The organism is Bartonella sp. AP88XZML, from assembly GCF_042195565.1.
In the GTDB taxonomy this organism is placed as follows: Bacteria; Pseudomonadota; Alphaproteobacteria; order Rhizobiales; family Rhizobiaceae; genus Bartonella.
Genome location: NZ_JBHIOQ010000106.1, coordinates 25525 through 45427, shown reverse-complemented (window position 1 = coordinate 45427; position 19903 = coordinate 25525). Strand labels below are relative to the sequence as shown.

Genomic DNA, 19903 nt, shown 5'->3' with positions numbered 1-19903 from the left:
AAGAAGGAAAAACTTGAAGAGAATAGCTTAAGCTGGGAGAGAAAGTGTTTTGATGGCGGATACATTTTTTTTTACGCCGTCCCGACGATTGACAGTTGCAAATGCTGCTGAGTTGACGGGTGCAAAGCTTCTTAATCCAGAGTTTTCTCATAAAGTTATCAATACTCTTTCTTCACTTGAGAGTGCTGTGGAAGGTTCGCTTGTTTTTGTAGAGCATCGGAAGTTTTCTGATGCTTTACTGGACAGTTCTGCTGTTGCTGTTTTGTGTACGAATGAGATTGTTTTTAAAGTTCCCGAGACTATGGCAATTTTGGTGACATCCACACCACAGCGTGACTTTGCTCAGATTGGTCGTATTTTGTTTCCAGATTCTGTCAAGCCAATGCCTTGGTTGGGGCAGAAGGGGATTTCATCGCATGCGCATATTCATCCAACGGCTAAGTTGGCACATGATGTGTGTATTGAAGCGGGAGCTGTTATTGGTAAAAATGTTGAGATTGGAGCAGGAACTCTTATTTCATCCACAGCTGTTATCGGTGAAAATTGCCGTATTGGATGTGACTGCTATATTGCTCCTAAGGTAACAGTTCAGTGTTCTATAATAGGTGATAAGGTTCAGCTTTATCCTGGTGTTTGCATTGGGCAAGATGGTTTTGGTTATGTTGGGGGCGTTTCTGGAATCGAGAAAATTCCACAGCTTGGTCGCGTTATTATTGAGGATGGTGTAGAAGTTGGTGCGAACACGACAATTGATCGTGGGACATTTCAAGATACTGTTATTGGTGAAGGAAGCAAGATTGATAATCTTGTACAAATTGCCCACAATGTAAAAATTGGCCGCTATTGTCTTATTGCCGCTCAATGTGGCATTGCGGGAAGTACATCTATAGGGGATATGTCTCAGCTTGGCGGAAGTGTGGGAGTAGCTGATCACATCATAATAGGTAAATCTGTTCAGATTGCTGCTCGTAGTGGTGTTATGAATGACATTCCGGATGGCGAAAAATGGGGAGGTAGTCCAGCGCGACCATTTAAACAATGGTTTCGTGAAGTAGCGGCCTTGCGCAGTATGGGAAAAGTTAAAAAGGAGAAACGCTGATATGATCAGCAGTGAAAAAACTAAAAACTTAGAGACTGTCGATATTGAAAAACTATTATCAATATTACCGCACCGTTATCCATTTTTATTAATTGATCGTATAATTGATATTGATGGTGAACAAGAAGCGATTGGTATTAAAAATATAACGATTAACGAGCCACATTTTATGGGACATTTTCCCTCAAAGCCTGTTATGCCTGGAGTTTTGATTTTAGAAGCTATGGCACAAACGGCAGGAGCAATAGCGCTTTTAAATTTAGGCAATAAGCAAACAAATTTAGTTTACCTTATGACGGTTGATAATGCGAAATTTCGTAAGCCGGTTATGCCTGGTGATCAGCTCAAGATTCATGTTCAGCTTTTGAAAAAAAGATCTGGTATGAGACGTTTTTCATGTGTTGCAAAAGTAGAAGATGTCCGCGTCGCTGAAGCAGAAATTGCTGCGATGATTGTCGAAGAAGAATAAACGATATTTGATGGGAATTTAAAAATGTCCGGTACGAAAATCCATCCAACTGCTCTTGTTGAGAAGGGAGCGCAGCTTGGTGAGAATGTACGCGTTGGACCATTTTGCCATATTAGTTCAGAGGCTGTTATTGGTGATGAATGTAGTTTGACAAGTCATGTTGTAATAATGGGAAAGACAACGTTAGGAGCCAAGAGTAAAGTATTTTCTCATGCCGTTTTGGGGGCAGATCCGCAAAATAATAAACATAAAGGAGGGGCTACAACTCTTTTTATTGGTAAGAATTGTACGATTCGTGAAGGTGTAACAATGCATAGGGGCTCCGATTCGAGTGTAGGAATGACAGTTGTTGGTGATAATTGCCAATTTTTTTGTTATGCGCATATCGCTCACGATTGTTATGTAGGCAATCATGTAACATTTGCCAATAACGCAATGATTGCTGGTCATGTTACTATTGGTGATTATGTGATTATTGGTGGTGGTGCTGCTGTTCATCAATTTGTTCGTGTTGGACATCATGCATTTATCGGCGGCGTATCTGCACTGGTTGGTGATCTGATACCTTATGGAACAGCTGTTGGTGTGCAGGCAAAACTTGCTGGACTCAATATTATTGGTATGAAGCGTGCAGGACTTGAGCGTCAAGATATTCATGCACTCCGTCATGCGGTTGCTATGCTTTTTGATCATAGCAAACCATTTAAAGAGCGTGTCAGTGATGTTGCTTCTTTCTATTCTTCTTCTCAGTCTGTTTCTGAAGTTGTTAATTTTATTAAAGAAGAAGGAAAGCGTTTTTATTGTACACCAAAATTTGAAGGTGTTAGAATAAAAGAACATAAGGATTAAAAATGCCTATTTGGGGAGCCAGAAGTTTTCTTTCCGGCCGTACTGCTATTATAGCAGGAAATGGTGTTCTACCGATTACTGTTGCGCAGACTCTTGAGAAGAATGGAGAAAATCCTTTTCTTGTGCTTTTGCATGGTGAGGCAGATTCTGTTCTTTATCGCTATGAGCATTGCGAGCTATCAATTGTAGAGTTAGCACGACTCGTTAAAATTTTAAAAGAGGCTGGTGTATATAATGTTGTTTTGGCAGGTGGTGTGAAAAAGCGTCCACTTCTTAAACAATTGCGACTGGACTGGACAACATTTTTAGCTCTTCCTAATTTAATCGGAGCTTTGAAGAGGGGAGACGATGCGTTATTAAAAGCTTTTATACGGGTTATTGAAGCACACGGTTTTTGTGTTATCGGTGCTCACGAAATAGTCCCAGATCTTTTAGCTCCCATAGAATTTAATTTAACAGTACGGCGCGCTACTCCAAAAGAGAAAAAAGATATTTTTTTAGCAGTAGAAGCAGCAAAGCTTTTAGGTCAATTAGATATCGGGCAAGCCGTTGTCGTTGTTCAAGGAAGGGTGGTTGCTCTAGAGGGCGCTGAGGGAACTGATAATATGTTGTGGCGTATTTGTGAAATGCGAGAAAGAGGGCAAATTCCCCTTAAAGGTGGCATTCTTGTAAAATGCGCAAAACCACAACAGGATAATCGCGTTGATTTGCCATCAATTGGGCCCGCGACAATAATGAATATTGCAAAGAGTGGTTTATCTGGTGTTGCGGTGGAGGCAAATAGAAGTCTAATATTATCGGTGAAAACAACAATAGAAAAAGCCAACAAATATTCTTTATTTATAGAGACATTTGAAAAGTTTGGTCATGAATAATTGTTTCTTAAAGATTGCAGTGGTTTCAGGTGAGGAATCTGGTGATTTACTTGGGGCCGATCTAATTTCTTGTTTATTACAACAGATAGGATGCAATATTCATTTGATTGGTGTTGGGGGGAGCCATTTAAAGGCATTAGGCTTAAAAAGCTTTTTTGATTCCCATGATATTGCTTTAATAGGTTTAAAGGAGGTGTTGAAAAAACTACCATTGTTGTTGCTACATATTCGCAATTTATCCAAATTTATTGCACAAGAACAACCTGATTGTTTAATTATTATTGATAGTCCTGATTTCACGCATCGTATTGCAAAAAAGGTACGTGCTTTAGCGCCTTCTATTCCTATCATTAAATATATTGCACCAACCGTTTGGGCATGGAGGCCAGAGCGTGCAAAAGCTATGTGTGGATTTGTTGATCATGTTTTAGCGGTTTTTCCTTTTGAAGAAAAGATTATGCAAGATTTGGGAGGCCCTGCCACGACTTATGTTGGACATCGTCTTTTGACATATCCTCCCCTTTTGAGAATTCAGTCAGAAAAAAAAAGCCAATTAGAACAAAGAAATTTGATCGATACACAAACATTATCGCCTACATTAGTTATTTTGCCAGGATCACGCAATTCAGAAATTCGTTCCTTAATGCCTATTTTTCGAGAAACAGTAGAGATTCTTGTACAACGTATTCCTCATTTACGTATTATTTTACCAACCTTACCTCATTTGGTAGATAGAATCCGGGACTTTGTGCAGGGCTGGAAAAGCAAGATAGAAATTGTAGTTGGTGAAGATGAAAAATGGCGTGCTTTTGCACAAGCAGATGTTGCTCTTGCTGCACATGGAACTGTTTCACTTGAATTAGCCTTAGCAAAAGTTCCTATGGTTCTTTGCTATAAACTTGATTTCTTTTCTAAATTATTTATTTTTCCTAAAATGATGTTATGGAGTGCTGCTCTTCCAAATATTATTGCTGATAAGCCTATTGTTTCGGAATATTTGAATGAATTAATCCGTCCTGGCATGTTAGCAAGACAGGTAGAACAACTTTTGGCTAATCCTTTATTGCGACAGGCACAACTTGATTCCTTTGAGATGGTAGAACAGAAAATGAAAACTGAAGTACCATCGGGGGTTGTTGGCGCACAAACAATTATCACTATTTTAAAAAGCAGGAATAAAATTGTATAAATAAAGCAATATTTTAATGATTAATATTTAATTTTAGCAAGAAAATTACAAGCACGTTGGCTTTTAGGATTGGTAAAAAATTCTTCAGAGGCTGCATCTTCAACAATTTTTCCATTTTCTAGAAAGAGTATTCTTTCTGAGACTTTACGTGCGAAGCCCATTTCATGGGTAACACAAAGCATTGTGATCCCTGTATCGGCCAATCGAGCCATCACTTCCAAAACTTCTCCCACACTTTCTGGATCAAGAGCAGAGGTTGGTTCATCAAAAAGCATGACTTCAGGTTCCATACAAAGTGCACGGGCAATCGCAACACGTTGTTGTTGCCCACCAGAAAGTTGTAAAGGATATTTTTCACAGTGTTTTTCAATACCAACATGCGTTAAGTAACGAATTGCCCGTTCTTTTGCTTGTTGTTTGGAAAGTCCCTGAACTGTCATAGGTGCTAAAATACAATTTTGTATAACGCTCATGTGGGGAAATAAATTAAAGTTCTGAAAGACCATTCCTATCTTACGAAGAACATTTTTTTGCTGTTGTATAGGTGCAGTATGGATATCAACGTTATGGATACAGATTGAACCTTTTTGTGCTTGTTCTAATTGATTAATGCAACGAATTAACGTTGATTTTCCTGATCCGGATGGTCCACAAATAACGATATGTTCACCAGCTTGAACATTAAAGTTGATATCATGTAGGACCTGAAAGTTTCCATACCATTTATTTAGATTTCGAATAGAGATCACTGGTTTTTTACTGGGAGAGATCGATTTATTATTTTTCAAATTCATCTTATTTTATTCTTTCATTGATGAAGAACTTGATTAATTCAACATTTTGGTTTGGTAAAGTTTTTTATGATCATTTTATTTACCGTAAATATCGAGTGAGGCGCTGCTCGATAAAAACAATAAAACGATGAATGAGTTCAACGATAAAGAGATAGATAAGAGCAGCCCAAACGTAAACTTGAAAATCGAAAGTCCGTGAATAAGCGAGTTTAGCAACCCCCATTAAATCATAAACAGTAATAAGTGAGGCAACAGCACTGGATTTAATCATTAAAATCAACTCATTTCCTAGGGGGCGTAATGCTACAATCATTGCTTGTGGAAGAATAACTCTAAAAAATGTGACAGAGTTGCTTAAACCTAAAGCTTTTGATGCTTCGCGTTGTCCAGTTGTTACGGATAGAAAACTTCCTTTAAAGATCTCAGATTGATAGGCAGCAGAATTGAGTGTAAAAATAAAAAGACAACAATACCACGCGTTTTGAAAAAACCACCATAGCCCCACTTGTTGCCAAAAACTGTTCATTGAACCAAGCCCATAATAAAAAAGAAAGAGTTGAGCTAATAAAGGAGAGCCACGGAAAAAATAGACATAAGCATTTGCAAAATATTGTAAAAATGTATTCTCTGATAGACGTGCAAAAGCGATAAGCATACCAAGAAAAAGTCCTAGAGAACAAGAAATAGAAACAAGTTCAACAGTAACAATAAAGCCATTAATAAATTTTGGTCCATAATGACTTAAAAGATCAGGATTAAAAAGAAAATAAAGCCACTCAGGAATCATTGACCTAGCACCTTTTTATAGCCTATTTGAGTGTATGTTTCCAAATAGCGTAAGATTGCAGTAAAAACCGCTGAAAATAACAAATAGAGTAAGCATGCTACAAAATAAAATAGCATGGGTTTATTGGTAGCAGCGACAGCTAGATTCGTTTGTCGCATGAGGTCAACAAGCGCGATGGTAGAAACAAGGGATGTATCTTTCAGTAAAGTAAGCCAATTATTAGAAAGTCCTGGCAAGGCATTTCGGATGAGCTGAGGGAAGACAATACGAAAAAATGTGGTTGACCGTGAAAGCCCTAAAGCTTTAGCTGCTTCATATTGACCTTTATCAAAAATATTAAATGCTCCAAGCCAAACTTCACAAGAAAAAGCTGCAAGAACCATACTAAGGGCAAGAACACCAGCAACAAAAGCATTGATACTGAACATGATTTCAAAACTAAAATAGTCAAATAAATTTTGAATAAGGCTTTGTAATCCGTAGTAAACTAAAAACAAAGTTAAAAGCTCTGGTAGCCCACGAAATATCGTTGAAAAGAGGCGTGCCATAGCTTTGGCCATCTTAATATTGGATCGAATCATTACTGCATTGAGAAGTCCTAGAGGAAATCCTAGAAGTCCACAACATAATGCCAATGACAAAGTCATTCCTGCACTGGAAAGTATAACTGCTCCCCATCCACCATTGCTAAATGATAGCAATGCTAAATTTTCAATCATTCTTATATTCCTCATGAAAGAGTTAGATAATATTTTTTAGCAATAACCAACGGGTTTTATTAAATATCATATTGATATTTAATAAACATCACTTGTAAAATATTTTCTCATAATTTTTTCATAAGTTCCATCCAAACGGATTTCTTTTATTGCTTCATTGAACTTATTTTTAAGATCATTATTATTTTGACGGACTGCAATTGCAACAGGAAATCTTGTTTCTTCTAGAGTTCCCAAGAGGAGACAACAATCTTTTCCTTCATTTTTAAGCCAATTTAATGCTTGTAATTTATCAACAATAATCACATCAAGTCGATGATTTAAAAGATCACGATTCACTTCTATTGTGGAAGGATAGAGTTTTATTTTCACCTCTTCAGAGGCAAAATGATCTTCTGCATAGAAAGCTTGTGTTGTATTTGATTGCACACCAAGATTTTTACCTCTAAAGTCTTTTGTCGAGATTTCTTTAATTCCCGAAGCTTTGGTAACAATAACAGCCAGTGCTGTATCGTAGTAAGGATCTGTAAAGTCAATTTTTTGTAAACGCTCTTGTGTGAGAGAGAGGGAAGCAATGATAGCATCATATTTTTTTGCAATAAGTCCAGGGATCATTCCCTCGAAGTCTTGTGTAACAATAGTACAATCAACATTCATTTTTTTACAGAGTGCATAAGATATATCAATATCAAGTCCCTGCAATTTATTATTTGAGTCAATATAACTGAAGGGAGGATAGGTGCCTTCACTCGCAATTTTTAATGTTTTCGCATCAGCCAATTGGGTGAATAGTGCGGCGCTTATTATAAGAGCTCCTGCTAATAGTTTCATGATGTTCTCCTATTGGATAAGCGGGCAATATGAAATCATTATGTTTTTATAATCCGTAAGCTTTTTGGGAGCAATTCAAAAATTTATTGATGTTTATTTTAGATCATTATGTTGGGCATTATTGATAAAAAAAGAATAAATATCTTATTGCTTGTATGATAGCTTAATTTTCACGAAATGATTGATTTGAATCATTTCATGAGTAAAAACTGAGGATTTTTCTTGAAAATAAGGCTATTAAATTTGAACATAAAAAAAATTAGATTTTGATACGGTAAAAATACAACCTTATTGTTGTCATTAGATTCTACAAAATGTTTAGCTCTCAAGGAGCAATTAAAGTTATTTTGATAAATGTAAATTTTCTTATAAAAATGCCGAATTTCTAATTATACCTGCATGTCCAATAAAGATTTAAAAAATACTCCTTAAATATACAGATTGAGTTTTAATTCATAGTACTATCTAATTGATATCGAAAGTAAAATATTTTCTCATAATTTTCTCATAGGTTCCATCGGCGCGGATTTCTTCTATTGCTTTATTAAAACTGTTTTTAAGATCATTATTATTTTGACGGAGTGCAATTGCAATAGGAAAATTTGTTTCTTTTAGAGTTCCCAAGAGGAGACAGCAGTCTTTTCCTTCATTTTCAAGCCAATTTAATGCTTTTAATTTATCAAAGATGATGATATCAAGCCGATGGCTTAAAAGATCACGATTAACTTCTGTTGCTGTAGGATAAAGTTTGATATTAACTCCTTCAGAGGCATAATGATCTTCCGCATATGCAGCTTGTGTTGTATTTGATTGTACACCAAGGTTTTTACCTCTAAAGGCTTGTGTTGAGATTTCTTTAATTTCCGAATTTTTGGTAACGATAACAGCGAGTGCTGTGTTGTAGTAAGGATCTGTAAAATCAATTTTTTGTAAGCGCTCTTTTGTAGGAGAAAGGGAAGAAACGATAGCATCATATTTTTTGGCAAGAAGACCGGGAATCATCCCCTCAAAGTCTTGTGTGACAATAGTACATTCAACATTCATTTTTTTACAAAGCGCATAAGATATATCAATATCAAACCCTTGCAGTTTGTTATTTGAGTCAATATAACTAAATGGCGGATAAGAAGCATCGCTTGCAATTTTCAGCGTTTGAGAATTGGCCGATAGGGTAAACAGTGTCGCGCTTATTATAAGCGCTCCTGCTAATAATTTCATTATGTTCTCCTATTAGATAAGCTGGCAAATATGAAACCATCATGAATTTTTATAATCTGTAAGCTCTTTTGGAGCAATGTAAAAAATTTATCTGTGTTCATTTTGCTATCATTATGCTGAATATCATTATCAAAAAAATAATTTCTTTTTATAAAGTATGGGAATAAAAAATATAGGAAAGAAAGTCACCTCTTATTGGTTATAGGGTGATTTTTAATAATTTTATTTAAAAATCAATAATTTATCTTTAAAAGAAAAACTATCAACTTAAATACAAAGAAAATTTCAGCTTTTAACAGGACAAAATGTAAAGTGTTTTTATTCTAACTAGAGAAGCACTTAATGTAAGCTTTTTGCAATTTTATCTGAAGAAGATAGAAAGAAAAATTCTGACATTGCTAGATTTTAATATGTAATAAGGCTTTTAAACATGGGGGAATAATAGGGAATACATTTCCATTAAAGATAATAAGGATTATAAGGTAAAATTTTCAATTTCTTTTTGCTAAATGTTTGGCTAATTCGCAGAAGAGTATTCTCAATTTCTTTACAGAGCTAAAACTTAGAATTTTTTAGTAAATTTTTATGATGATGTTATCTCTGTAGAAAGAGTTTTAAAATCACGTTTTATAAAAATTCTTAAAGGATGTTTTTTGATTACTCTCAATAAAGCTTCAGTAAATTGAAGCTTTATTGATTTCTTTTTTTAATTTGCACGTTCATCTATAGGAACATAGTCACGCATAGCATAGCCTGTGTAGAGTTGTCGAGGACGACCAATTTTTTGTGCAGGGTCTTCAATCATTTCTTTCCATTGTGCCACCCACCCGACACTGCGCGCCAATGCAAAAAGGACAGTAAACATTTCAGTTGGAAAACCTAGAGCTTTTAATGTAATGCCGGAATAGAAATCAACATTGGGATAAAGCTTTTTCTCAATAAAATATTCATCACTTAAGGCAATTTTTTCAAGCTCTATTGCAATATCAAGAAGAGGGTCATCTTGAATGTTGAGTTCTTTTAAAACTTCATGACAGGTTTTTTGCATGATTTTTGCACGTGGATCATAATTTTTATAGACACGGTGCCCAAAGCCCATAAGGCGGAAAGGATCATTTTTATCTTTTGCACGTGCAATAAATTCAGGAATTCTTTTAATAGAACCTATTTCTTGTAGCATTTTTAGGCATGCTTCATTGGCACCACCATGTGCTGGTCCCCAAAGGCATGCAACACCTGCTGCAATACAGGCAAACGGATTAGCACCTGAGGATCCAGCAAGACGTACCGTAGATGTAGAAGCATTTTGTTCATGATCTGCATGAAGGGTAAAGATTTGATCCATCGCCCGAGCAAGCACAGGGTTTGTTTTATATTCTTCACAAGGAACAGCAAAGCACATATGGAGGAAATTTGCAGCATAACTAAGATCATTACGTGGATAAACAAATGCTTGTCCAATACTGTATTTATAGGCCATAGCAGCAAGCGTTGGAACTTTTGAGATAAGACGAACAGAAGCAATCATTCTCTGCTGAGGATCTGTAATATCAATAGAGTCGTGATAGAACGCAGACATAGCGCCAAGGCAGGCAACCATGACGGCCATAGGATGAGAATCACGACGGAAGCCATGGAAGAAGCGTGCAAATTGTTCGTGGACCATGGTATGCTGCATAATACATCGATCAAATTCATTTTTTTCTTGCTGTGTTGGGAGTTCACCATAAAGTAAAAGATAACAACTTTCGAGAAAGTCTCCTTTTTCAGCCAATTGATCAATAGGATAACCACGATAAAGCAATATGCCTTTATCACCATCGATATAAGTAATTTTTGATTCACAAGAAGCTGTTGAAGTAAAACCAGGATCATAAGTAAAAATATCGGTTTTTTTATAGAGAGAAGCAATTTCAATGACTTCAGGTCCACTCGTGCCTTTACGCAAGGGAAGCTCTACTTTTTTATCATTCACAATAATATATGCGTTATTCTCAGACATTCGGTATTCCTTTCAGATCCTTCACTTCTAAAAATTAAGACTCTGCTTCATCAGAGTGGGGGATGTATAACTGAAGCTTTTCTTACTTATTTAAGGGTAGATTGCCTCTAAAAGTGAGTACATGCAATCTAAAAATATTTCCTTATTGATCATTATTACTCAATAAGAAATGTATTTCAATGATATAACATAAAAAACTCTTTTAGGGCACGTTGAGATATCTGTATAGATCCTTATTTGAGGAAATATACTCAGTGTCCATCATGGGCATATTGTTGTGATAAGTTGGTCCTTGATGCGATGAAGGGATTCATCGCGTCCTAATAAAATAAGAACATCCAAAACACCTGGTGATGTTGCACATCCTGTAAGAGCTGCGCGAAGTGGTTGGGCGATAGATCCAAATTTGAGATTCTGTGTTTGTACACAAGAGCGAAGTGTTTCATCTAGAGTTTTTGTATCCCAAGAGGGGCAAGCTTTCAGAGCAAGATAAAGATCGTTTAAAATGGTTCGTCCATTTTTATCTAAGAGTATTTGAGCTTTTTCATTAAGTTGTAAAGGTCGTTGCGTAAAAATGAAGGAGGCATTGTCAATCAGTTCGCACAGTGTTTTTGAACGTTCTTTCAAATGCGGGATTGCTTTTAAAAATTGAACACGGCGTTTTTCATCAAGTCTTTCAATAATTTGTGCTCCCCTATCGGTTTCTGGTAGAATATTAAGAGCGGCATCAAAAAGTTCTTGATCATTACTCATACGCATATAGTGTCCGTTGATGGAATCGAGTTTTTTGAGATCAAAACGAGCAGCACCTTTGTTAATATCCTCAATATCAAACCAAGAAATCATATCTTTAAGTGACATCAGTTCGTCATCACCATGACTCCAACCTAAACGGACAAGGTAATTGCGCAAAGCAGCAGGAAGATATCCCATTGTTCGGTAGGCATCAACACCGAGCGCACCATGTCGCTTTGATAATTTTGCACCGTTTTCACCATGGATAAGAGGAATATGGGCCATAACAGGAATGTCCCATCCCATTGCTTTAAAGATAATCGTTTGTCGGGCTGCGTTGGTAAGATGATCGTCACCACGTATAATATGTGTGATGCCCATATCATGATCATCAACGACAACAGCATGCATATAGGTAGGCGAACCATCAGAACGTAAAATAACAAAGTCATCGAGATCTTTATTAGGAAAACGGACATCACCTTGAACACGGTCATGTATGATCGTTTCTCCATCTTGAGGGGCTTTGATGCGAATAACAGGCTTAACACCTTTAGGAGCTTCAGAACTATCACGGTCCCGCCAACGTCCATCATAACGGGGTGGGCGCCTTTCTGTACGGGCTTTTTCACGCATTTCAGCTAACTCCTCAGGTGAAGCATAACAATAATATGCTTTGCCATTCTTGACCAACTGTTCAGCGATTTGGCGGTGACGTTCTGCACGTTCGAATTGCGAAATAGGGGCGCCATCATAACTAAGACCCATCCAGTGCAAGCCATCTATAATGGCTTTTACAGCTGCTTCTGTTGAACGCTCTCGGTCTGTATCTTCAATTCGTAAAAGCATTTTTCCACCGGTATGTTTTGCATAAAGCCAATTAAAAAGAGCAGTACGAGCACCACCAATGTGAAGGAAGCCAGTGGGTGAAGGGGCAAAACGAGTAATAACAGACACGAATATTTTCCTTTAAACTAAGATATTACTTATGGAATTTTATAGAAAAGTCATGTTAGCATAAGTGATGGGGCGTGCAATAGCCGTATTGCGAGTTAAAGTGGGGGACTGATGTTTTATAAAAGTAAAGAGGGTTTATCCGAAAAATCTGTTACAGAAAGAAAAAAGCCATGTCAGATAGGGCAGAGTGTTTTTTCTAGGTATGATGATGCAAAGAACGGTAGCTATAATCAACAAAAACTTTTTTTATTGACACTCTTAAAAGAAGTAATCATTTTTTTTCGCAAATGGTTAGAAGATTGTATTAATAAAGAAGTTTCTTTTGGTATCCTTTTTTCGCTGATTTTAGTCTTTTTTGCCCTAGGAATCATTTTCTATTTTCATTTAGAGTGGGAACCAAGTTGGGGACAATTGGGGGCGTTGGTCAGTATTTTTCTGGGAATATTCTATGTTGCACGTTTTTATCGAAAAATATGGATTCCCGTGGGGTTTCTGTTTTGTATTATATTGGGTGTTTTAGCGGCAAAAATAGAAACGTGGCGTATTGCAACACCCATGCTAAGCAGTGACATTGTCACTACATTGACGGGAAGAATTGTTTCTATTGAGTCAGGTGCCAAAGGAGGATTTCGTTTAGTTTTGGATATTTTGAATACAGAAAATCCCGTATTACGCCATAGTCTTCATCGTGTTCGTTTATCGGCAAGATATTTGCCATCTGGCTTAGCGATTGGTGATGGATTGCATGGAAAAGTTAAGATTCGTGCATTCTCTGGGCCGGTGCGTCCAGGAGGCTACGATTTTAGTTTTCATAATTATTTTAAAAGAATTGGAGCACAAGGCGTTTATTTAGGAAAACCAAGAAAAATATCCGTTTCGCAGCCTGATGGAATATTCGCTATCATTCTACAGAAAATTGAAAATTTACGCACGAAGATGACACAAAGAATCCGTATAGCCCTTGAAGGAGAAAAGGGGAGTGTTGCAGCTGCCCTCATAACAGGGCAGCGTGCTGGTATTTCAAATGAGACAAATGAAGCATTACGTACAGCTGGATTAGCTCATATTTTATCAATATCAGGTTTACATATGGCGTTGTTAAGCTGCATAGTTCTTTTGAGTATCCGTAGTTTTTTAGCATTTTTTCCAGTTTTTTCTTCCTATTATTCCAGTAAAAAATTTGCTGCTATCGTTGCTTTTATGATAACAGCTTTTTATTTGTTATTGTCGGGCTTAGCAATATCAGCGCAAAGAAGTTTTGTGATGATTGCTGTTATGTTGGTTGCTATATTGTGTAATCGCTCTGCTATAACAATGCGTAATTTTTCCATTGCAGGGTTGATAACTCTAGCGATGACACCCCATGAAATATTAGGTCCTAGCTTTCAAATGTCCTTTTCTGCGACTGCTGCTTTGATCGCTTTTTTTGATTGGTGGAGTGGAAGGTCATTTTTTCGTAAAAGAAAAACAACTCCCTCTTATGTTGGAGGAGGAGTGATAAATTTTGTTTTCTTATCGATGCTTTCAACATGTGCTTCTTCCTTTGTTGCAGGGAGTGCAAGTGGAATTTATGCTGCTTATCATTTTTCTAATATGGCATCGTTGAGCATTATCAGTAATGCTTTTGCTTTGCCTGTCATCTCAATTTTTGTCATTCCCTTTGGATTAATCGCAGTTCTTGCAATGTTAGGAGGATTCGAATGGCTTCCTCTTCAAATTATGGGTTTTGGAGTTGATCTTGTAATAAAGATTGCACATGCTATCAAGGCTATTTCTCCTGATTTGAATCCTGGTTTTATGCCGTTATCAGCGTTAGTTTTATTGAGTATAGGCTTGGTTGGACTGACTTTTTGCAAAACACCCATCCGGCTCTTTTTTAGTTTGTTTATTTTGGCAGGTATTTCTATTTGTGTAATGCATTCACCTGTACAACTGATTATAGCAGATAATATGCGTCTCGTGGGCGTTATCCATGATAAAAAGTTATATATTGATCGTTACTATATTTCTAAGTTCACGACATCCATATGGAAAAAGTCATTTCGTGTGAAGGAAACGATTAAACCAACAAAATATGGTCCTTCGTTGCACGGACAATTTATTTGTGATTATCATGTATGTACATCTTTATTGGATAATGGATTAAAAGTGATCGTTTTACAGAGAGAAACAGGTCAATGTGTAGAGGCAGATATTCTCATTCAGACATTTGTGATGCATAATCCAACTTGTTACAAGAAGGCAAAAACAATATTTATACCTCAACAATTGTTATCACGAGGAAGCGTTATGATGACCAAAGGTGGAGATATTATTTGGTCTTCGCTAGGGTTTCATAGACCATGGAATATGCACAGACAGCGTTCATAAAAACATATAATCAGTCATATTTTGCTTCACATTTGGATAATGACAAAACAAAAAATAACAGAAGACTTTTCTCATAATATTTTACGGTATTTAAATTGGTAAGTTTATCAACGTCATTGAAATGAGATAATAATCTACAGTTTTCTAGAAATAGATGATTTTTTATATCTGATCATTTTAATTTTTTCAAAAAAATTGATATGTGCATTTTTGTGCATCCTATTGATAGCACAAAATAAATCAAAAATTCTTATTGAATGAGAAAAATGCTAACAAATATTCTCAAAGAAATAAAAAAGATAATTGTTGATTATTCTATTTTATTCTTATCATATATTTCTATAACGAGTAACATCTCTTCAAGCAAAAGATGATGGTCAATTTAAATAGATTGCGTCAAGAGGTTATCTTTTATTATCATTATTATCGGTGGTAATAGGGGTGATAAATGCTGCTTATACGGATAGAAGGCAAAGTCATTCATGAATGTTCAGCAGTTAAAAAAAATGGCAGCTATTAAAGCGCTTGAGTTTGTGGAAGATGGTATGCGGCTTGGAATCGGATCTGGTTCGACAGTCAATGAATTTATTCGTCTTCTAGGTGAGCGTGTTGCGGATGGTTTGCGGGTGACTGGTGTTGCTACTTCAAAATATTCTGAACAACTCTGTCATAAGTTTGGAGTGCCTGTTAGCACTTTAGAACAAATACCTGAGCTGGATCTTGATATTGACGGAGCAGATGAAATTGGTCCTGAGATGATGCTCATTAAAGGGGGAGGGGGAGCATTGTTGTATGAAAAAATTGTAGCGTCGGCATCTCGTGCAATGCTTGTCATTGCGGATGAAACAAAGGTGGTAAAAAGACTTGGTGCTTTTGCACTACCAATTGAAGTTAATCCATTTGGTATCCACACAACATGCAGAGCCATTGAAAAAGTTGCTGATGATTTAGGGCTTTCTGGAAAAATTGCATTGCGAATGAATGGAAAAAATCCTTTTGAAACAGATGGTGGCCATTTTATTCTTGATGCATTTTGGGGCTGCATTTTGCAACCAAAACCATTATCGGATGCACTTCTTGCTATTCCTGGTGTTGTTGAGCATGGACTTTTTTTGGGGTTGGCTTCACGTGCAATTGTCGCTATGGCTGATGGTCAAACAAAAATTTTAGAATCTTTTGATTTTAGAGAAGACAGTTTCATGACGATATGTTAGCACAGTAAAAAAGGGTCTTAAAGATTTTAGGTAGAATAACGAATTAAAATTATAATTAGCGATCGGGGTAATCATTAAATGAAAATAATATTTTCTTTTCAGCGTTTTGTCGTATATTTGGGTGTAGTTGTCGTTTTTGTTGTGAATATTGGAATGGCTTATGCACAAGGTGTGAGCGATCAACATTTAGATTCAGCTAGAAAAGCTATAAGTGCCATTCACGCAACGGATCAGTTTGATAGTTTTTTACCAAATGCGGTAGAAGATCTTAAAACTGTACTGATGAGGGATGATCCAAACTTGGCAGCGGATATTTCTGATATTGTTGATAAGCACGCACTTGCTTTAATTAAAAGGCGCTCTGATCTAGAAAAAGAGATTGCTCATGTATATGCAAAATATTTTACTCAAAAAGAGCTTGATGCAATAACAACATTTTATAATTCTGATACCGGTAAAAAGTTTTTGACAGAAGTTCCCAATATCGCACGTGATTCTTACTCAGCATTTGATATATGGCGTACTGCTTTTATGCAGGATCTTGTAGAAAATGTGAGAAAAGAGATGTCTGAAACACTTAATTTGAATAATTCTACGATGCCTACAAATGTGCCTATAAAATCAGAATCTTCAGGAAATAAAAAATAGCTTGATTGATATCATGACAACCAATGGGCAATTTCTGATTTTTAAAATAGCGGCGGTTTTCCCGCCGTTTTAAATGTTTTAATGAGAATAAGTCCTTTTAGAATGCTGCTTTATAAAAAAGGCTTCTTCAAAAGAAAAAAAGACTTTCATTTGATAATAAAAGATCTTAGCCTATTCTTGCAGATGTATAAGAAGGAATAATTCGTGGGCTCTTTTGACTTTGATTTATTTGTTATTGGAAGTGGTTCTGGTGGAGTGCGTGCAGCACGGCTTGCTGGAGGTCTTGGCAAGCGGGTCGCTATAGCAGAGGAATATCGTATAGGGGGCACTTGTGTTATTCGTGGCTGTGTTCCCAAAAAACTTTATGTTTATGCATCACAATATGTAAAAGAATTTAAGAAAAGTGTTGGTTTTGGGTGGAAATATGCGGATCCAATTTTTAGTTGGGAAAAGTTGGTTGCAGCTAAAAATAAAGAAATATCAAGGTTAGAAGGGCTGTATCGTAAGGGATTAGAGAATAACAATGTGCATATTTATGAAAGTCGTGCTACTTTTGTAGATGATCACACATTAGAGCTTTCTGCCACGGGTGAGCGGTTCAGTGCAGAAAAAATTTTGATTGCAACAGGGGCAAAAGTTGCACCAAATACGTCCATAGAAGGCGGTGGATTTTGCCTCACTTCTAATGAGATTTTTGACCTTGATCAACTCCCAAAATCAATAGTCATTGTTGGTGGAGGGTATATTGGTGTTGAATTTGCTAATATTTTTCATGAATTAGGTGTAAAAACAACGCTGCTCCATCGTGGTGATTTAATCCTTCGTGGTTTTGATCATGATTTGCGGCAATTGCTCAGCGATGAAATGACTGAAAAAGGGATTTCTATTCTCTATGGTGTAACAATTTCTAAAGTGCAGGCTGCAGAAAATTGTTATGAAGTTATTTTATCAAATGGGAAAATAATCAGAGCCGATCAGATTATGTTGGCTACGGGGCGTGTACCAAATACAATGGGTTTAAGACTTGAGCGGGCAGGTGTTAAGGTGAATGAATTTGGTGCAGTTGTTGTTGATGAGAAAATGACAACAAATATCCCCCATATTTGGGCTGTTGGTGATGTAACAGGTCATATTCAATTAACACCTGTTGCGATTCATGATGCAATGTGTTTTGTTAAGACAGCATTTGAGAATATTCCAACAACACCTGATTATGATTTAATTACAACAGCAGTTTTTTCACAGCCAGAGATTGGAACGGTTGGTCTTTCAGAAGAGGAGGCGGTAAAGCGTTATAAGCGTCTTGAAATTTATCGTACAGTTTTTCGTCCTATGCGTAATGTTCTTTCTGGTAGTTCAGAGAAAATGCTTATGAAACTCATTGTTGATGGTGAAAGCCGTATTGTTGTGGGCGCTCATATTTTAGGGGAAAACGCTGGTGAGATGGCACAGCTTATTGGGATAGCTCTCAAAGGAAAGCTGACGAAGGATATCTTTGATGAAACGATGGCAGTGCATCCAACGATGGCAGAAGAATTGGTAACGATGTATAAACCAAGTTATATATATGAAAATGGGAAGAAAATAGAAAGTTAAACAGCATATATTGCGGTAAAAAGCTTTTGATATGCCAATCTGTAAGATTAATCTTTAGAGAGAGTGTAATGATAAAAGAATGGGCACCTGACTCTTGGAGAACAAGGCCAATTAAACAAGTTCCGACTTATCCGGATAAGTCTATGTTAGAAGATGTTGAACGAAAACTGAGAAGTTACCCTCCTTTAGTTTTTGCCGGTGAAGCACGTGATTTAAAAAATGAATTAGCAGCTGTTGCAAAAGGACAAGCTTTTTTATTGCAAGGTGGTGATTGTGCCGAAAGCTTTGCAGAACATGAAGCTGATAATATCCGTGATTTTTTTCGTGTATTTTTGCAAATGGCGATTGTTTTGACCTTTGGTAGTTCTAAACCGGTTGTTAAAATTGGTCGTATTGCTGGTCAATTTGCAAAGCCTCGCTCTTCTGATATTGAAAGAAAAGAGGGAGTTGAATTTCCTGCTTATCGTGGGGATATTATTAATGGCATTGAATTTGAAGCAGGTTCTCGTATTCCAGATCCGCAACGGATGTCTATGGCTTATCGCCAATCTGCGGCAACACTTAATCTATTGCGTGCTTTTTCACAAGGTGGCTATGCTAATTTAGAAAATGTTCACACATGGATGTTGAGTTTTGTTTCTAACAGTCCGCAGGGAGAACGTTATGAATTATTGGCAGAGCGTATTTCTGAAGCAATTGATTTTATGCGTTCTATAGGGATTACATCCAAAACACATTCTTCATTGCGTGAAACATCTTTTTATACCAGTCATGAAGCACTGTTGCTTGGTTATGAAGAGGCTTTGACTCGGATTGATTCAACTTCAGGAAATTGGTATGCAACATCTGGTCATATGTTATGGATTGGTGACCGTACGCGTCAGATTGACCATGCTCACGTTGAATATTGTCGCGGCATTAAGAATCCTATAGGATTAAAATGTGGTCCTTCCATTGAGTCTGATGAGCTTTTAAAATTAATTGATATTTTAAATCCTGAAAACGAGCTAGGGCGGCTTACTCTCATTACGCGCTTTGGTTATGATAAAGTTGAAAGTTATCTGCCTAAACTCATCCGTGCCGTTGAACGCGAGAAGCGTGCGGTTATATGGTCATGTGATCCAATGCATGGCAATACAATTACTGCCAATGGTTATAAGACGCGTCCCTTTGATTATGTTTTAAAAGAAGTAGAGAATTTTTTTGCAGTGCATCGTGGAGAGGGAACTTATCCAGGAGGCATTCATATTGAGATGACAGGTCGTGATGTTACTGAATGTACAGGAGGGGCACATGCCATTTCTGTGGACGATTTATCTGATCGTTATCATACGCAATGTGATCCACGGTTAAATGCAGATCAAGCGTTAGAATTGGCTTTTCTTGTTGCTGAACTCCTTAAAAAAAATCGCGTGACTGACTCGTTAGCAATTGCTGCTGGGGGGTAGGCAAAAATTTGCCTAATATTTTTTAGGTCATTATGGCAGAAGAGAATTTTTAAAAATGATATTTCCGATGATGAAGAATAAAGTTGTGGTTACTAAACTGATG

Annotated in this window: 17 protein-coding genes; 10 read left to right on the top strand and 7 right to left on the bottom strand. The window is 36.8% G+C overall.

Annotation, left to right across the window (positions count from 1 at the left end; all coding sequences use genetic code 11):
• Positions 1-52 precede the first annotated feature (52 nt).
• From lpxD to lpxB, 5 genes are read left to right on the top strand one after another with little or no spacing between them, the layout of a single operon-like run.
• Positions 53-1099, top strand: a complete 1047-nt coding sequence (gene lpxD / locus ACFIK2_RS09935) for a UDP-3-O-(3-hydroxymyristoyl)glucosamine N-acyltransferase (RefSeq protein ID WP_375612127.1) — start codon at positions 53-55, stop codon at positions 1097-1099.
• Position 1100: 1 nt separating this feature from the next.
• Positions 1101-1568, top strand: a complete 468-nt coding sequence (gene fabZ / locus ACFIK2_RS09930) for a 3-hydroxyacyl-ACP dehydratase FabZ (RefSeq protein ID WP_375618367.1) — start codon at positions 1101-1103, stop codon at positions 1566-1568.
• Positions 1569-1592: 24 nt separating this feature from the next.
• Entirely contained in the window at positions 1593-2417 is an 825-nt protein-coding gene (gene lpxA, locus ACFIK2_RS09925; protein ID WP_375609506.1) for an acyl-ACP--UDP-N-acetylglucosamine O-acyltransferase, read from the top strand.
• Between the two features lie 2 nt (positions 2418-2419).
• Positions 2420-3292, top strand: a complete 873-nt coding sequence (locus ACFIK2_RS09920) for an LpxI family protein (RefSeq protein ID WP_375632782.1) — start codon at positions 2420-2422, stop codon at positions 3290-3292.
• Complete coding sequence (gene lpxB / locus ACFIK2_RS09915; RefSeq protein ID WP_375634731.1) at positions 3285-4481, top strand: lipid-A-disaccharide synthase; 1197 nt, start codon at positions 3285-3287, stop codon at positions 4479-4481. The genes ACFIK2_RS09920 and lpxB overlap by 8 nt, the downstream gene beginning before the upstream one ends.
• Before the next feature lie 20 nt (positions 4482-4501).
• Here the strand turns inward: lpxB and ACFIK2_RS09910 are convergent, their stop codons facing one another.
• The 7 genes from ACFIK2_RS09910 to gltX all read right to left on the bottom strand — a co-directional run bounded on the left by ACFIK2_RS09910 (position 4502) and on the right by gltX (position 12524).
• Entirely contained in the window at positions 4502-5275 is a 774-nt protein-coding gene (locus ACFIK2_RS09910) for an amino acid ABC transporter ATP-binding protein (protein WP_375634730.1), read from the bottom strand.
• A 79-nt stretch (positions 5276-5354) separates the two neighbouring features.
• On the bottom strand, positions 5355-6062 hold the full coding sequence (locus ACFIK2_RS09905) for an ABC transporter permease (protein WP_375632788.1): 708 nt from the start codon (positions 6060-6062) through the stop codon (positions 5355-5357).
• Entirely contained in the window at positions 6059-6781 is a 723-nt protein-coding gene (locus ACFIK2_RS09900; RefSeq protein WP_375632790.1) for an ABC transporter permease, read from the bottom strand. Before ACFIK2_RS09900 ends, ACFIK2_RS09905 begins: the two co-directional genes overlap by 4 nt.
• 78 nt (positions 6782-6859) lie before the next feature.
• Entirely contained in the window at positions 6860-7612 is a 753-nt protein-coding gene (locus ACFIK2_RS09895) for a transporter substrate-binding domain-containing protein (RefSeq protein ID WP_375632791.1), read from the bottom strand.
• Between the two features lie 465 nt (positions 7613-8077).
• Positions 8078-8830: a transporter substrate-binding domain-containing protein gene (locus ACFIK2_RS09890; RefSeq protein WP_375618360.1), complete on the bottom strand. Its 753-nt coding sequence runs from the start codon at positions 8828-8830 to the stop codon at positions 8078-8080.
• A 706-nt stretch (positions 8831-9536) separates the two neighbouring features.
• Positions 9537-10832, bottom strand: coding sequence for a citrate synthase (gene gltA, locus ACFIK2_RS09885; RefSeq protein ID WP_375634728.1), 1296 nt, complete (start codon positions 10830-10832; stop codon positions 9537-9539).
• A gap of 261 nt (positions 10833-11093) precedes the next feature.
• Positions 11094-12524, bottom strand: coding sequence for a glutamate--tRNA ligase (gene gltX, locus ACFIK2_RS09880; RefSeq protein WP_375634727.1), 1431 nt, complete (start codon positions 12522-12524; stop codon positions 11094-11096).
• A 111-nt stretch (positions 12525-12635) separates the two neighbouring features.
• On the opposite strand from gltX, the gene ACFIK2_RS09875 reads away from it, so the two are divergent.
• The 5 genes from ACFIK2_RS09875 to ACFIK2_RS09855 all read left to right on the top strand — a co-directional run bounded on the left by ACFIK2_RS09875 (position 12636) and on the right by ACFIK2_RS09855 (position 19800).
• Positions 12636-14894 (top strand): ComEC/Rec2 family competence protein, encoded by a 2259-nt coding sequence (locus tag ACFIK2_RS09875; protein ID WP_375636877.1) that lies wholly within the window; start codon positions 12636-12638, stop codon positions 14892-14894.
• A 482-nt stretch (positions 14895-15376) separates the two neighbouring features.
• Positions 15377-16108, top strand: a complete 732-nt coding sequence (gene rpiA, locus ACFIK2_RS09870) for a ribose-5-phosphate isomerase RpiA (protein WP_375618356.1) — start codon at positions 15377-15379, stop codon at positions 16106-16108.
• Between the two features lie 78 nt (positions 16109-16186).
• Positions 16187-16756 (top strand): DUF2059 domain-containing protein, encoded by a 570-nt coding sequence (locus tag ACFIK2_RS09865; RefSeq protein WP_375634725.1) that lies wholly within the window; start codon positions 16187-16189, stop codon positions 16754-16756.
• Positions 16757-16960: 204 nt separating this feature from the next.
• Complete coding sequence (gene gor / locus ACFIK2_RS09860; protein ID WP_375677245.1) at positions 16961-18352, top strand: glutathione-disulfide reductase; 1392 nt, start codon at positions 16961-16963, stop codon at positions 18350-18352.
• Positions 18353-18420: 68 nt separating this feature from the next.
• The gene (locus ACFIK2_RS09855) at positions 18421-19800 is read left to right on the top strand and encodes a class II 3-deoxy-7-phosphoheptulonate synthase (protein ID WP_375618353.1); all 1380 of its coding nucleotides are present in this window, start codon (positions 18421-18423) and stop codon (positions 19798-19800) included.
• Positions 19801-19903: the final 103 nt, after the last annotated feature.